The sequence below is a fragment of the Clostridium sp. AM58-1XD genome, from assembly GCF_003464085.1.
Classification (GTDB): Bacteria; Bacillota; Clostridia; order Lachnospirales; family Lachnospiraceae; genus Lachnoclostridium_A.
The window spans coordinates 1-15,872 of sequence record NZ_QSDR01000043.1; the positions used below are offsets into that span (position 1 = coordinate 1).

The window sequence follows — 15,872 nt, forward strand, 5'->3', positions numbered from 1 at the left end:
ATTGTATGCGCAGAGAAAAGAGACCATCGAAAGACTCTTTGGAACAGCTAAGGAGAATCATGGTTTTCGATATACACAGATGTATGGGAAAGCACGGATGGAAATGAGGCCGGGTTGACTTTTGCGTGCATGAATCTGAAGAAGCTGGCCAGAATGCAGCAAAGATATAAGCTGTGTGAGGCATAAGAACCCGGTAACGCTTGTTTGTGTGCAAAAAATGATATGAATTATGTAGAAAACAGTGCCAGGACGAATGTCCTGACACCGCTTTGTCTACAGTCTGAAGTGGCGGAGCGGTCCGCCACTTTTTAAAAAATAAGATAAAAAAAAAACAATGCTTGAAATTCTTTTGCGGCTATGATATTATAAGTTCAAGTTATTAAAAATGTCAAATAGTGAAAGAAGATTTTACATAGTAAAACTGTGGAGGATAAGAGATGAGAAATCAGTCACCGCATAAAAAACTTGAAAATCTGAATAGTGGACGTAGAATGCCTCACCGATGAGTTTCGGTGGGGCATTTTTTCATAAGTCAAATATTTAACAACACAGTAAACGAAAGAAACAAACGTTTCTTTTCAAGTTTCAAGGAGGGAAAATTATGATGAACAAAAACGAGTTACTTGAAATGTGCAAGACTATCCGTGAGGATATCCTTACTATGACCCACGAAGCAGGGTCCGGTCATCCAGGTGGATCTCTTTCAGCAGTAGAAATTCTTACCGCACTTTATTTTACGGATATTTTCCGCTGTGATCCAAAAAAACCTGCCTGGGCTGAAAGGGACCGTTTCGTTCTTTCCAAGGGCCATGCTGCTCCTGTAATCTACAGTGTTCTCTGCAGAAAGGGATACTTTGGAGAAGAGCATTTAAAGACACTGAGAAAACTGGGAAGCATCCTTCAGGGCCATCCTCATCGTCAGTCAACACCCGGCCTTGATTCTTCCAGCGGATCCCTGGGACAGGGACTTTCTATTGCCAATGGTATCGCAATGGGATACAAAAAGCAGGGAATTGACGGAAGGGCATACTGCCTGATCGGAGACGGGGAACTTCAGGAAGGCCAGATCTGGGAAGCAGCTATGACGCAGCTCAGCAGAAATTGGATAATGTATGTGCGATCGTAGACAACAACCACGTACAGCTGGACGGCACCACAGAAGAAGTCTGCAACATGGAACCGGTTGCCGGAAAATGGCGTGAATTCAACTGGCATGTAATCTGTGTAAACGGCCACAGTCTGGAAGAAATGTACGCAGCTTATAAAGAAGCGATGGGAACAAAGGGAAGACCAACCGTGATCATTGCAGATACTGTAAAGGGTAAAGGCGTTTCCTTTATGGAAGGACAGAGTGACTGGCACGGCCTTGCACCTGACGATCAGCAGTATGCACAGGCTATGGCTGAAGTAGAAGCAGAATAAAAGACAGGGCTGTAAGGCATGATACTTTGAAGTGATAGGATGACGAAAACGATTATTGATAATATGGAGGAATGAATGATGAATAAAATACCACCACGTGACGGATACGGCAATGCATTATTAAAACTCGCAGAGAAGAATGATAAATTTATCGTACTGGACGGTGACGTTGCAAAATCTACCAGAACAAACTGGATTCGTGACAAGTATCCGGAAAAATTCGTAGATATCGGAATTTCCGAGCAGGATATGGTTGGAACAGCTGCTGGTCTTGCCCTTTCCGGAATGGTTCCGTTTGCAACTACATACTGTGTATTCCTGGCAGGCCGTGCATGGGATCAGGTACGTACAGCTGTTGCATACGGAGATACCAATGTGAAGCTGGCAGGAGCTCATGCGGGCATCAATGTAGGCCCTGACGGCGCTTCCCATCAGTCTATGGAAGATGCGGCACTTATGCGTGTCCTTCCAAATATGACGGTTGTTGTACCGTGCGATGCGGTAGAGACTGAAAAGGCAATTCTTGCTGTTGCAGATCACAACGGACCGGCATTCGTACGTTTCGGAAGAGAAGCCATTGAAGTAATTACGGAAGAGGATACGCCGTTTGAACTGGGCAAGGCACGTCTTGTAAAAGACGGAAGCGACCTTGTTATCTTCGCAAACGGACCAATGGTTTATCAGGCAATGAAGGCAGAAGAAGAGCTGGCAAAAGAAGGAATCAGTGTAATGATCGCCGATATCCATACGATCAAACCGTTGGATGAGGAATTTATCATTGCAGCAGCAAAGAAAACAGGAGCTGTTGTTACGGCAGAAGATCATCAGAAGATCGGTGCTCTGGGCGGTGCGGTATGTGAATGCCTGTCTGAGAACTGGCCGACACCAGTTATCCGTGTAGGCATGCCCGATACATTTGGCGAATCTGGAAAAATGGAAGAACTGATGGCTAAATACGGCCTGGACAGCGCTGCAATTGTAAAGGCGGCGAAGAAGGCCCTGGCTATGAAGAACAGATAATTGAACGAAAGACTCCCATAAACAATCCCAATTTCTTTTCCTAATACGGAAGGCACTGCCCGGCGTGAAAGCGTTGTTATGCAGTGCCTTTTTTGATTGAAACAAAGTTCAGTAGAGCGTTTTATAAAGATATGAAAAAATAAATTTGGAAATTATGAAGTACTTCTTGACTCTCCCCCAGGGGAAGAGCTTATACTAAGAACAGATTCGAATCGAGCACAGGAGGAGACGGACGATGTTTTCAATTGGAGAGTTTTCCAGAATATGCCAGGTCAGTATTAAGACACTGCGCTACTATGACAAAATAGGTTTGATGGAACCGGAACGGGTGGATCGTTTTACCGGATACCGGTATTACAGTCAGGCACAGATGGAAAAGATGCTGCTGATTCAAAGAATGAAGCGGTACGGATTCTCACTTGAGGAAATAAGAGAAGTTCTGATGTGCAGTGAAAAAAGAGTACTCTTTTCAAAATTGCTTCAGCAGAGAGAGAGGCTGAAACAGCAACAGAGGGAGACAAGTGTGATTATCAGCGAATTGTCTGCCCACCTTGATAATTTTGAAAGGACAGGTGATATTATGGGATATCAGAAGGGATATGAGATCCAGGTAAAAGAGGATACGGACAAAGCAGTTCTTTCCAGCCGTCAGAATATGGGGGTAGAAGAGTTTGGAAAATACTATGGCAGCATTTATGAACGATTGCCGAAAACCGGTGCAACTCCTGATGGCATCGTAGGAGCCGTTTATCACGATGAAGAATTTTGCGCAGAATGCAGCGACATTGAGCTGATTGTTGGGATTCGGGAGAAGGAAAAGGCGGACAGGATACTGAAAGGCGGGCTCTGTGCAGTTACTATTCACAGAGGAACTTATTCTTCCCTGCCGGACGCATATGGCGCAATTGTATCTTGGATGGAAAACAGCGGATATGTGATGGCAGCACCGCCATATGAAATTTATCTGAAAAACCAGTTTGACGGACTTCCGCCAGAGAAATGGGAAACCGAGATTTATTTTCCAATCAAGAAGAAATAAGATGCACAAAGAGCCGGATGCAGACAAAGCAAATTATATAATTAAGTCTTTTACGCATGTTAAAATCATGGTATAATGTCCGCAAAGCGGGCATTATACCTGCGCATTAACGGTTTCTGCGCTCGCCGCAGAAAGCCGTGCGCTAAAATTAGCCGAAGGCAGCCATAGCCATAGCCGCCTGTGGCTATGGTATAATGTCCGCAAAGCGGGCATTATACCTGCGCATTAACGGTTTCTGCGCTCACCGCAGAAAGCCGTGCGCTAAACTTTGCCGAAGGAGATTTTAATTACAATGAAACGTGTACGTTTTTTCTTTTTCGTCTTTTTAATCACAACGTTGGTCTATTGGCTGACGGCCGCACGGTATGGCGCCGGCGGCCGTCCTTTCAGTATACGGAATTATCTGATTATCGCCTTTATTATCGGAGCCTCCGGCCTGATTCATCAAAAGAACCAGGGAGACCAAGATAGCGCATCTTATAGGAAATCCCTGATTTTTGGAAATTCCGGACAGCCGGGACGAGTTGTATATATGGATTACTTGAGAGTTCTGGCGGCAGTGCTTGTAATCGCTGTTCACGTTATGGAACCTTCGTATGAAAAAATGGAATTACACGATGGAACATGGCTTGTTATGGCTGTAGTGACCAGTATTTTCTGCTGCTGTAATCTACTTTTTATGATGATCAGCGGGGCCCTTCTCCTTAACGGCAGAGAAGAGCCCTTATTTCAGTTTTATAAGAAAAGGCTGCTGAAGGTGCTTATCCCCTGTTTTGCCTATTACCTGTTCTACTGCTTTTATGCCTACGGCTCCTCTGCGCTCCGTCCATCCAACTGGTATCATCTGATCCAGGGATTTACAGCCAACAGTACAGGGCTCACGCCTCATTTCTGGCTGGTGTATATAATCCTGGTGTTTTACCTTACGGCTCCATTATTTTCTATTATGATCAAACATATGACAGAATCTATGATGTCCTCCCTGGTTGCTGTCATATTCCTTCTTCACGTGCTCTATACGTATGCGCCTTACTTCCAGCTGAATTTTGCAGCTGCCCCATTTCTGGCTTCGTGGGAATCCATATTTCTTCTGGGGTATTACTGCACGACTGACCGTGCAATGAAACATTACCGGCTGATCATGGCAGGTGGTGCGGTTTCAGTCCTGTTCATCGTATATGCGGTCCTTTCCTTCGACGATTTCGGCGCTCTGATTTATAATAATGCACCTCCGATGCTGCTTATTTCCTGCGCCGTGTTTCTGTTTTTTCGCAAACATGGAGAAACCATATTTGCAGAAATTCCGTCCGTACTGTCCGCTTTGGGAAAATACAGCTTTTCCATCCTTCTGATCCACTGGTTTGTATTATTTGAAATTGTGGAAAATAAGATGGGGTTGAACGGGCTTCGTTTCGGTATTGCAGGCGGTACGGTTCTTACAATTTTTCTTACACTGGTGATCAGCATGGGATTTTCTGTTCTTTACGATCAAACGGTTGTTTTGTGCATGGACAGAGCGGTGCGCTTTCTTATGGATTTGCCGAAAAAAATTTCGGCAGAAAAGTATAATAGATTGAAGAGAGGTAGATAAGAATGGAAATCCATTACCCGGATTATTATAAGAAGTTTCAGTGTACGGGCGCCGAGTGCATGAATACATGCTGTACAGGATGGAAAATCGGGATTGATAAGGCCACGTGCCGAACATACAGACATACAGGAGGAGCGTTTGGGAAAAGGCTGAGGGCTTCTGTAGATTATCGAAAGAAATGTTTTATAACGAATGGTAATTTCTGCCCCTTTTTAAATGAAGACCAATTATGTGATATTTATATACACTTGGGAAAGGAAAAGATGTGCAGGACATGCCGGGACTACCCAAGGCATATGGAAATTTACGGAGAACTGTACGAGGTAAGCCTCTCGCTTTCGTGTCCGGAGGCGGCCAGACTGGTTCTGCAGAATGAAAAATCGGCATCTTTTATCAGCAGAGTGAACGTCAGGCCGGGGAAAACGGAGGAAGTAGACGAGGATTTTCTCAGGCTTCTGTGTTTGGTCAGAGAGAACATGTTTGCAGTCATGGAAGACTGTTCTATGGAACTGAATCTGAAGTTAGCCATGATACTTGGCCTTGCCCATGATATACAGACCAGGATTGATCAGGGAAAGCCCAAACTGGCAAAAGAAGTTTTAGAACGACTGCGCAGGGAAAAGACGTTCCTCCATTTTAAAAGAAAAGCGGCACAATACGCAAACCGCTGGGAGGAACGTCGGCAGATCATGTCTGCATATTTGGACATGATGTCCGGATTGGAGACGATTGAACGGTTGTGGCCTGGGAAACGGAGGAAGTGCCGCCATTTCCTCTCAGATCAGGCGAATTATGAGACCGCATGTTTGGAATTTTTCAATTATTATAGAGATAATGAGTATGAATATAAGAATCTGGTGATATATTTTCTATATGTGTATTTTTTAGGAGCAGTTTATGACCGGGATGTATACAGCAAAGTGAAGTTTGCGGTTATAAGCGCCCTGGTTATTCAGGAGATGGGAGCGGCAGACTTTGCAGAGAAAAAATCATTTTCTACAGACGATCAGATCGAAGAAGCGTATATTTTTTCCAGAGAAATGGAGCATTCAGACTATAATTTGGAGAAGATGGAAGTTCTGCTTTCTGGAAACGGGATGTTCAGTCTGGAAAAGATTCTGATCTGTGTGATGGCGCGGTAAATTTCAGGTTCATCTGACTCTTTATCCGTACATGGACGATTGTTTCTGCACCGGAAGGTCTGAGAAAACCGTGAGGGTAGAGGAGAAAAACAGAAAGTGAAATGGAATCTCAAAATGGCATTGCCAATGGTGATTTCCCATGTTAGAATAGAAAAACGGTTTCTATATAATAATTTGGAGAGGCATCAAATCCTTTCCTTAATGAAGTAATAGATAGGAGGGATACCCTTGGATAAGGATAATGAGATGAGTCGGACAAATCGAGAGAATATCATCAAAAAAGAGAAAGAAGAGGCGGCAATCCTGGAAAAAGAACTGGCGAAAGAACGCAGGGAAGAGGTCAGCCGCATGGTTGAAGATCTGGAAAAGAAGTCGGCCTCCCATAAAGAAGAGAAGGCTGTAAAAAAAGAGATGACGCTGGAGGAGAGAGAGAAGAAGGCAGAGGAAATCCTGGAGAAAGTAAACCGCCGGAAGCAGGAAGAAATAAAGACAGAAGGCAAAAGGCCGCAAAGCGGCACGGAAGAATCCTCTTCAAAGACGTCTAAGAGCAGAAAGAAAAGAAGCTTTTCGGGGAGAGCAATGGCTTTGACAGCCGGTATTCTGGCAGCGGGAATTGCGGTAGCGGCCGGAGCGTATTTCTTTATAGGAAGCAGATACAGAACATCGTTTCTGCCGGGAACCATAATCAATGGCGCAGATGTGTCAGGAATGACGGCTGATGAGGTAAAGGAATTGATTTCTGACGGTATCAGCAGCTATACGCTTACCGTAAAGGAGAGAGGGGATCAGACAGAGACAATCACCAAGGATGAAATTAACCTGAAGCCGGAGTTTGACGGAAGCCTGGAGCGGATTATAGACGAGCAGGACCCGAACCGTTGGCTGATGGCTAAGCTGTCGGGAAACAGCTACGAGATCGAGACGATGATTTCATATGACGAGGCTCTGTTAAATGAAAAAATTCAAACACTGAACTGTATGAATGAAGAAAATGTGATGAAACCAACCGATGCCCGTGTCTCTGATTACATGCCGGGACAGGGATATACGGTCGTTCCGGAAGAAGAAGGAAACGAACTGAATCCTGATATTGTGAAAAGCAAGATCGGAGTGGCGATTCAGAACCTGAAACCGGAAATTTCTCTTGAAGAAGAGGGCTGCTATAAAGAACCGACTGTGAGAGCGGATGACGAAAGGCTCAAATCGCTTGCGGACAGTATGAATGCATATGTAAATGTGACGGTCACGTATAAATTCGGAGACCAGCGCGAAGTGCTGAATGGAGATATCATTCACGAATGGCTCGTAACAGACGGTACGAACATAGACATTTCTCTTGATGGAGTAAAGGATTTTGTGCAGATGCTGGCGACGAAGTACAACACGGCTTACAGGGCGAAAACCCTGAAGACCAGTTACGGACAGACGGTGACGATCAGCCGTGGAAATTATGGATGGAGAATCAACCAGGCGGCAGAAGTAGAGCAGCTGATGGCAATCATCCGTTCCGGTGAAAGTCAGGAAAGAGAGCCGGTCTATTCACAGACGGCTGCCAGCCACGGCGAAAATGACTACGGAAATACGTACGTAGAGATTAATCTGACTGCGCAGCATCTGTTCTTTTATAAGGACGGCAATCTTCTCGTAGAATCTGACTTTGTATCTGGTAATGTGGCAAAGGGATATACAACGCCTCCGGGGGCGTACCCGCTGACTTACAAGGAAAGAAATGCAACGCTGAAAGGCCAGGGATATTCCAGCCCTGTATCGTACTGGATGCCGTTTAACGGCGGAATTGGCATGCATGACGCCAACTGGCGCTCCAGCTTTGGCGGAAATATCTATAAGACAAATGGTTCTCACGGCTGCATTAATCTGCCGCCGGCAGCAGCCAAGACGATTTATGAGAACATTTCGAAGGGAATGCCTGTGTTATGCTATAATCTGGGAGGTACAGAAAAGAAAGGTTCGTCACAGACATCGGCTAAGCCTGCTGAAACGCCTGCAGCACCTCCGGAGACAGCTCCGCAGGAACAGCCTCCGGTACCAGAGGAAACACCTGCAGCACAGCCTACAGAGCCTTCTAAGGCACCTTCCGGCCCAGGTGATGAAGTGGGGATGACGAAAGAACAGCAGAATGGACCGGGTGTCGGCATGTAATGCTGTCATACGGGAAATACAGAGGAATTACAGGAAGCTCAGGAAACAGAAAGCAGTTCATCTACTTTTTCGATTACTTCTTTGATATAAAAGCTCAGAGGCTGCTCCGTACAGCCTACGATAAAGTGGCGGCAGCGGTTGACGGGTATAAGAATCTTATATGCCGGGCTGCTGCCGATTGCCACTGCCATTGCCGGCGTGATTTCACCCAGCAGAGAATTTGCCATAACAATACCGATGGGGCCGATGATAATATCGGCCTCACGGCTGTTTACGAGGACCGGATTTTCGCCGGTCGCTGCGGCGTCCGCACCGGCTTTAATCATGGCAGACGTAGCGATGCTGTTTGTCCCGACCGCGATGATTTCCAGTTCAGGACGCTGCTTTTTCAGCTGTTCAATGACAGCTTTTCCCATTTTTCCGCCCTGTCCGTCAATGACGATAATTTTCATTTGTAATCTTCCTTTCCGAATAGTAATGGAAGTAATTATAATATAACTGTCTAAAAAAAACAAGAAAGGGACTGGAAATCGGGAGGACGCTGTTAATAAGTCACCAAGAAGAATGGTTGAATAATAATTATTAATGCAAAGTGTATAAAAGTAAAAAACAGACTTGATTTTTTGCAAAAAGCGTATATAATATACATAACGTATTTAATAAATATGCATTAACGTGCATATTTAAAAATGAGGAGGAACAATTATGAAGAAGAAAGCACTCGTATTATCTATGGCTGCCATTATGGCACTGACACTTGCAGCCTGTGGAGGAAACAAGGCAGCAGAGACAACGGCCGCTGAAACAAAAGCCAGCGAAGCCAAGGATGAAAAGGCAGAAGAAACAAAAGCGGAAGCAGCAGAGACAGAAGAAACGAAAGAGGAAAAGAAAGAAGCTGCAGGCGGAGTTCTTACTATGGGTACCAACGCCGAATTTCCGCCGTACGAGTTCCGTGAAGGCGGAGAGATCGTCGGAATCGACGTGGAAATTATGCAGGCAGTAGCAGAAGAGCTTGGAATGGAATTAAAGATTGAAGACATGGCATTCGATTCTATTTTCCCGGCAGTTGCAAGCGGCAAGGTTGACGTAGGCGCAGGCGGAATCACAGTAACAGAAGAGAGAAAGATGTCTATGGATTTCTCTGATACATACGCAAAGGCATCCCAGAAGGTAATCGTAAAAGAGGGCAGTGACATCACATCTCCAGACGGTTTAAAGGGAAAAGTAATCGGCGTACAGCTGGGCACAACAGGCGATCTTTACTGCAGCGATCTGGAGAAGGAAGATTCCAAGGTAGAGCGTTACAGCAAGGGCTTTGAGGCGGTTCAGGCGCTTCTTCAGGACAAGGTAGATGCAGTTGTTATCGACAGCGAACCGGCAAAGGTATTCATAGAACAGAGCGAAGGTCTTAAGATTCTGGATGAGTCCTTTACAGATGAAGATTATGCACTCGTAATCAAGAAGGGCAATACAGAACTTGTTGACAAAGTGAACGCAGCACTTGCGAAATTAAAAGAATCCGGAGAACTGGATGAAATCGTAGCAAAATACATCAAAGCTGAATAATTGAAATTATTTGGAACAGAACTTACAGCACACTGCCTGGCGAACGGGATTCCTGAGCGCCAGGCATGTGACTCTTAAAAAGAAAAGCGGAAGGAAAGAATACCATGTGGGAAGATTTTGCCTCAAAATTTTATCTGAACTTCATTGCTGATGACAGATGGAAATATATAGCAAACGGATTGAAGGTAACCCTTACGGTTACGTTTTTTGCCGTTTTAGTAGGAATAGCGATCGGATTTATTATCGGTGTCATCCGTTCTACTTATGACAGGACTCACAAGTTGAAATTTTTGAATTTCCTGTGCAATGTTTATTTGACGATTATCAGGGGAACACCTGTTGTAGTCCAGCTGATGATTATCTACTTTGTTATTTTCGGAAATTCAAGAATTGACAAGGTACCCGTAGCTATTCTCGCATTTGGCATCAACTCAGGAGCCTATGTGGCTGAAATCTTCCGAAGCGGAATTCTTTCCATCGATATCGGTCAGGTTGAGGCTGGGCGCAGTCTCGGCTTTAACTATATGCAGACGATGTGCTATATTATCATGCCGCAGGCGTTTAAGAATATCCTGCCGACTCTGGGCAATGAATTTATTACCCTTTTAAAGGAAACTTCCGTTGCCGGATATATTGCGCTGGAAGACCTGACAAAGGGAGGAGACATTATCCGAAGCCGTACATTTTCCGCTTTTATGCCGCTGCTTGCAGTAGCGCTGATTTATCTGGCTCTCGTCATGATATTCTCATACTTTGTAAAATGTCTGGAAAGGAGGCTGAGACAGAGTGAGCGTTAATATGGAAAAACCATTAATCCAGGTGCAGAATCTGGGAAAGAGTTTTGGAGATATCAACGTCCTGAAAGGAATCGACATCGATATCCATCAGGGAGATGTTGTATTTGTGGTAGGACCGTCCGGTTCCGGCAAAAGTACATTCTTACGCTGTCTGAACCGTCTGGAAGAACCGACAGAAGGAAAAATCTTATTCGAGGGAGTCGATATTCTGGACCCCAAAACGGATATCGATAAACACCGTCAGAAAATGGGAATGGTATTTCAACAGTTTAACCTGTTCCCTCATATGACTATTTTGAAGAATTTGACAATCGCCCCGATGAAACTGCAGAAAAAGAGCCAGAAAGAAGCAGAGGAAACGGCATTGGAGCTTTTGGAGCGCGTTGGATTGGCCGACAGGGCGAGCGCATACCCAAGCCAGCTTTCCGGAGGCCAGAAACAGCGTATTGCCATCGTTCGCGCGCTTTGCATGAAGCCGGATGTTATGCTGTTTGATGAGCCTACATCCGCGCTCGATCCTGAGATGGTAGGCGAAGTTCTGAACGTAATGCGCGACCTGGCAGAAGAAAAAATGACCATGGTTGTTGTCACTCACGAAATGGGATTTGCCAGAGAGGTGGCAACAAGAGTGCTCTTCATGGACGGAGGAAACTTCGTAGAAGAAGCGCCGCCGGAGGAATTCTTCGGTAATCCGAAAAACGACAGGCTGAAAAGCTTTTTAAGTAAGGTGCTATAACACGGAAGAGAGGACGCTGTTGCAAAAGTCGAATCCGCATTGCCGCCGATACCAGATTTCGTTCCAGGCAGTGGCCAAGTCACTACATCTGGTATCGGCGGCAATGCTCTATTCCTTTTTGCAACACCTTCTTCTCTTTGCTCTTTTTGCATGAAATGCGTTGATTTATTCCAGCAATCGTTGTAGAATAAAAAGATATAGAAGTAAAGATATGCGAGGAAAATACGATGGATGTACAAAATTTTTATTCAATGATAGAGGCAGACGGAGCTGTTGTGCTGGAACGGTTTATGGGAAATAAGAATCTCCTTATTAAGTTTCTTAAAAAATTTCTGGCTGACAATAATTTTCAGGCTCTTAGTGAGGCGCTTGAGGCAGATGACTATGAGAAGGCTCTTGTTGCCTCCCATACGCTGAAGGGCGTAAGCGGGAATCTCGGTCTGGCTCCGCTGTTTCAGTACAGCTCCGAGATTGTAACCGCGATCAGGGAGGAAAGACTTAAGGACATTGCTCCTGCATTTGAACAGCTCAGGGTTCAATATGAGAAGATCATCCTCTTGATCAAAGAATTAGAGTCTTAAGAAAGTAAAATATAGGCGCACCGCGGTGTTTGGAAGCAATTCTAGATACCGCGGTTTTTTACTTTCCTGTATATGGGAGCTTAAAAAGTGCAACGCAACAACGCTATTGCAACACAACATAAATGCAGCGAAAAAGTGCAACGCACCTCCATTGATTTATGACAGAAGATGGATTACGCTTCTGATGTATGAGAGGATTAAGAGGAAAAAGGTGAATTTTGTCGGCACATTTGTTTGTTTTTTATTGTCTGTCAATATATTTAAAGCTTGGCACAGCTTTTGCTGTTTATATAAGTAACAGAAACAAAAAGTGCAGGTGGACGTTAGCAGTTCATTCCAAATGAAGGAAAAGGAGAGATAAGTAGATATGGATTATACGAATTTATTTAAAAGCTGTGAGGGCAGGAAATCAAGAGTAGGTATTATTGGTGCAACACGCGGCTATGGCTATACGCTTCTGGCGCAGATTCCGAAGGTAGAACTTATGGAACTCAGGCTGATTTCTTCCCGTCATACGGATGAATGTGTGGAGGTACTTACCGGTCTGGGATATAAAGAAGAAAAGATTGTGGTCTGTGAGGACAAGGAACAGATTCAGAATGCGCCGAAGGATGCGGTACTGATCGTTAAGGATTATCGTCTCGTCGTAGAAAGCGATATTACGGCGCTTGTAGAATGTACCGGCAACACGGCGGTAAGCTCTGACGTAGCAGTAGAAGCTCTGAAAAAAGGTATCAATGTCTATATGGTTTCAAAGGAAACAGACAGCGTATGCGGTCCGATTCTGAATCAGATTGCTGCTGAGAACAACGCGGTTTATTCCCTCCTGAACGGCGATCAGCCAAGAAACCTTCTGGATCTTTATTCCTGGGGAAAGGTACTTGGACTGGAGATCATAGTAGCAGGAAAAGCCAGCGAATACGATTTCGTATGGGATCCTGAAACGGATGAATTTACATATATGGAGGGTAATGAGAAGCCTCATGAGAATATACCGGGAATGAAAGAGTTCTGGCACTATAAAGACCGCAGCACATTGGAAGGACGCAGCAGGCTTCTGGAGAAGTATATCGCCTCCATTTCCGCAGATTTGTGTGAAATGAACCTTGTATCCAATGTGACGGGACTTGTGCCGGCAACACCCCAGCTGAGTTATCCGGTTGCAAAAACAAGCGAACTGGCAGACATTTTCATTCCTGAAGAAGACGGCGGTATTTTAAAGAAAACGGGAGTCGTAGACGTATTCTGCTGCCTGCGTTCCCCGGATGAGGCAAGTTTTGCAGGCGGTGAGTTCATCATTATTAAATGTGAAAATGAAACCGTGTGGGAACTGCTGACAAGCAAGGGCCATGTAGTCAGCCGCAATGGCAAGTATGCATGTATTTACCTTCCATACCATTATATGGGGCTGGAAACACCAATTTCCATTCTTCTGGGCGATCTTCTTGGATTGGGAACCCATTCTGAATGCCGTCAGGTATCGGTTATGGCAGGTGTTGCTCAGACAGATCTGCCAAAGGGTACGGTCCTGAAAGTTGCTGGCCATCACCATTCCATTGATGGACTTGTTCCAGAACTCTGGGAGAGAAAAGAGGCAGAAAATGTGGCCCCATTCTACCTTCTGAACGGTATGACTCTGCTTAAAGATGTGAAGAAAGGCAACCCGATTACAAGAGATGTTGTTGATCTGACAGGAAGCAAGCCATATGAACTGTATGAGCAGGGCATGAAGCTGTAATAACGTTAAATTTATTTCCCTTCCTTTATATATAAAAAATATATAAAAGGCCGCAGAAAGATGAATTGAAATTCTTTCTGCGGCTTTTTGTAATTGCAGGAACCAATGAAATTGCCCTGTATGAATTTACATGAGAAAATCCAACTAAGCATCGTGGATATCGACTGTTGCTCTGCCTCTTTTTCCCAGCATGGAAAAGAAGTGAAAGTAGATAAAGAATAAGACAGTGGTCACGGACCAGGTGAGAGGGTAGCTGAAAATAATCATTTTAATCGTTCTGTGGAACGGTACAGCGGCCAGAATCCAGACAACACGGAGAACACAGACGCCGAGACACGTGAGGAGCATGGGAATCCAGCAGTCGCCGGTGCCGCGCAGTGCTCCGGAATAGATCTCAATCACTACATACGTAATGAAAGTGGGAACCAGGAAATGGAGAATTTCCATCCCCTTGTCTAAAACGGCGGCATCCTTTGTGAACAGACAGAAAATATAATATCCGAAAAAATACAGGAGTACGGAGAGGGCAACCGTGGCGGCTGAGGCCAGAGACAGGCATACGCGGACGCCTTTTTTTACGCGGTCCGGTTTATTGGCTCCGTAGTTCTGTCCAACGAATGTGGTGATGGAGATTCCGAACGCACTGAGAATCATCCAGTAAACGCTGTCGATTTTCCCATAAGCCGTCCAGGCTGCAATGGTATCGGTACCGAGAAGGTTGACGCTGGACTGTATAATAACATTAGAAGCGTTGTACATTACCGACTGGAGCCCGGCAGGAAAACCAACCTGTACGATCCTTTTAATCATGGAAAGATCGAGACGGAGCAAACGGAACACCAGCTTGTACGATTCTGTTGTTTTTGTCAGCACGACTAGTACCAGCACGGCGCTGACAGCCTGAGAGACAATAGTAGCGATGGCGGCACCTGCAACACCCATGTGAAGATGAACGACAAGCAGAATATCCAGCAGGATATTGGTGAAACAGCTGGCGATTAAAAAATAGAGAGGGCGCTTTGAATCGCCCACGGCTCTGAGGATGCCTGCCCCCATGTTATAAATGAGATTGCCGATGATACCTATAAAATAGATTTGTATGTAAGAAAGAGCATGTCCCATGATGTTTTCCGGAGTTCCCATGGCCCGTAATGCGTAAGGAGCCCCGATTAAACCAATTGCCATCATTGCGGCTCCCAAGACGATGGAAAAAGCAATTGCCGTATGGACTGCCCGGCTGACCTGCTTCGCCTGCCTGGCACCGTAAAACTGGGAGATTGTAACGGTAGCGCCAGAGGACAGGCCGATAAAGAAACCGACAAACAGGTTAATCAAGGTTCCCGTAGTGCCGCCTACGGCGGCCAGGGCCTCTTTACCGACAAACTGTCCCACAATCACTGCATCTACAGTGTTGTAAAGCTGCTGAAAGAAGGTTCCAAATAAAATTGGAAAGAAAAACAGAAGAAGCTGCTGCCATATAACTCCCTCTGTAATCTGATTGCGCAACATCGCGCTTTCTTTTATTGTCTTTTGAGTATTCATGTCGTCTCCTGAAAGAAAAACATTATGTAATAGAACGTACACCCATTATAATCTCTTGTGCCGGAAATTACAATCCATTATTTCTTCGCCTTATTAAGCGCTTTTTCAGCAGCCTGGATGAGCGCTTCAGATGTATAATGGGTTTCGCTTGGGTAGGAGAGGTTGTTCATGGACTGGGAGTCGATAATCTGTTTTGCCAGGTCGTCCATAGCCGGCTGCATCAGGGGGTACATGGTAGTGACTGCTTCGCTCAGCGGTACGATGCTGACAGAATTGATGTGGTCGCTGTCCACGGAAACCTGCACATTCACCTGCTCGTTCCCAAGCTTCAGTGAAGAAGTGTAGACGCCCGGTGTATAGACAGAAGCCTCTGCCGAGGTCGGCGCTGCTTCCTTTTTTGAACGGAACATAATCAGGAATAAGCAGACAAGAAGGATGCCGAGACCGATAAAAATGGCAGTGTAGATGATTTCTTTCATCCGTAAAACGACGATTTTAGTTTTGGAGCTCATAAAGGAAAGCCTCCGGGGTGGTTTGT

13 protein-coding genes and 2 pseudogenes are annotated in these 15,872 nt (G+C 45.2%); 12 read left to right on the top strand and 3 right to left on the bottom strand.

Annotation, left to right across the window (positions count from 1 at the left end; genetic code table 11):
- From DXA13_RS18735 to DXA13_RS18765, 7 genes and pseudogenes are all read left to right on the top strand, one after another.
- Nucleotides 1-186 (top strand): annotated as a pseudogene (locus DXA13_RS18735) (transposase); the annotation flags it as partial.
- Nucleotides 187-604: 418 nt separating this feature from the next.
- Nucleotides 605-1,422: pseudogene (locus tag DXA13_RS18740) on the top strand (transketolase).
- Nucleotides 1,423-1,497: 75 nt separating this feature from the next.
- Complete coding sequence (locus DXA13_RS18745; RefSeq protein ID WP_207662187.1) at nt 1,498-2,442, top strand: transketolase family protein; 945 nt, start codon at nt 1,498-1,500, stop codon at nt 2,440-2,442.
- A 235-nt stretch (nt 2,443-2,677) separates the two neighbouring features.
- A complete protein-coding gene (locus DXA13_RS18750; protein ID WP_118246560.1) occupies nt 2,678-3,481 on the top strand; it encodes a MerR family transcriptional regulator in 804 nt (267 codons plus the stop codon).
- A 292-nt stretch (nt 3,482-3,773) separates the two neighbouring features.
- Nucleotides 3,774-5,072 (top strand): acyltransferase, encoded by a 1,299-nt coding sequence (locus tag DXA13_RS18755; RefSeq protein WP_243009222.1) that lies wholly within the window; start codon nt 3,774-3,776, stop codon nt 5,070-5,072.
- 2 nt (nt 5,073-5,074) lie between these two features.
- Nucleotides 5,075-6,214 (top strand): flagellin lysine-N-methylase, encoded by a 1,140-nt coding sequence (gene fliB, locus DXA13_RS18760; RefSeq protein WP_118246561.1) that lies wholly within the window; start codon nt 5,075-5,077, stop codon nt 6,212-6,214.
- Nucleotides 6,215-6,442: 228 nt separating this feature from the next.
- On the top strand, nt 6,443-8,374 hold the full coding sequence (locus DXA13_RS18765) for a L,D-transpeptidase family protein (protein ID WP_243009223.1): 1,932 nt from the start codon (nt 6,443-6,445) through the stop codon (nt 8,372-8,374).
- A 38-nt stretch (nt 8,375-8,412) separates the two neighbouring features.
- On the opposite strand, the gene DXA13_RS18770 is transcribed toward DXA13_RS18765, so the two are convergent.
- Nucleotides 8,413-8,826 (bottom strand): DUF3842 family protein, encoded by a 414-nt coding sequence (locus DXA13_RS18770; RefSeq protein ID WP_118246562.1) that lies wholly within the window; start codon nt 8,824-8,826, stop codon nt 8,413-8,415.
- Between the two features lie 253 nt (nt 8,827-9,079).
- Between DXA13_RS18770 and DXA13_RS18775 the strand changes: the two genes are divergently transcribed.
- From DXA13_RS18775 to DXA13_RS18795, 5 genes are all read left to right on the top strand, one after another.
- Nucleotides 9,080-9,940, top strand: coding sequence for a basic amino acid ABC transporter substrate-binding protein (locus tag DXA13_RS18775; protein WP_118246563.1), 861 nt, complete (start codon nt 9,080-9,082; stop codon nt 9,938-9,940).
- Nucleotides 9,941-10,044: 104 nt separating this feature from the next.
- Complete coding sequence (locus tag DXA13_RS18780; RefSeq protein ID WP_118246564.1) at nt 10,045-10,737, top strand: amino acid ABC transporter permease; 693 nt, start codon at nt 10,045-10,047, stop codon at nt 10,735-10,737.
- A 1-nt stretch (nt 10,738) separates the two neighbouring features.
- A complete protein-coding gene (locus DXA13_RS18785; RefSeq protein WP_118246578.1) occupies nt 10,739-11,473 on the top strand; it encodes an amino acid ABC transporter ATP-binding protein in 735 nt (244 codons plus the stop codon).
- Between the two features lie 227 nt (nt 11,474-11,700).
- A complete protein-coding gene (locus DXA13_RS18790) occupies nt 11,701-12,054 on the top strand; it encodes an Hpt domain-containing protein (RefSeq protein WP_118246565.1) in 354 nt (117 codons plus the stop codon).
- A 367-nt stretch (nt 12,055-12,421) separates the two neighbouring features.
- Nucleotides 12,422-13,792, top strand: a complete 1,371-nt coding sequence (locus DXA13_RS18795; protein WP_118246566.1) for a homoserine dehydrogenase — start codon at nt 12,422-12,424, stop codon at nt 13,790-13,792.
- A gap of 144 nt (nt 13,793-13,936) precedes the next feature.
- On the opposite strand, the gene DXA13_RS18800 is transcribed toward DXA13_RS18795, so the two are convergent.
- Nucleotides 13,937-15,334 (bottom strand): MATE family efflux transporter, encoded by a 1,398-nt coding sequence (locus DXA13_RS18800; RefSeq protein WP_118246567.1) that lies wholly within the window; start codon nt 15,332-15,334, stop codon nt 13,937-13,939.
- A 77-nt stretch (nt 15,335-15,411) separates the two neighbouring features.
- Nucleotides 15,412-15,846 carry a hypothetical protein gene (locus DXA13_RS18805; protein WP_118246568.1) on the bottom strand — a complete coding sequence of 145 codons (435 nt, stop codon included), beginning with the start codon at nt 15,844-15,846 and terminating at the stop codon, nt 15,412-15,414.
- Nucleotides 15,847-15,872: the final 26 nt, after the last annotated feature.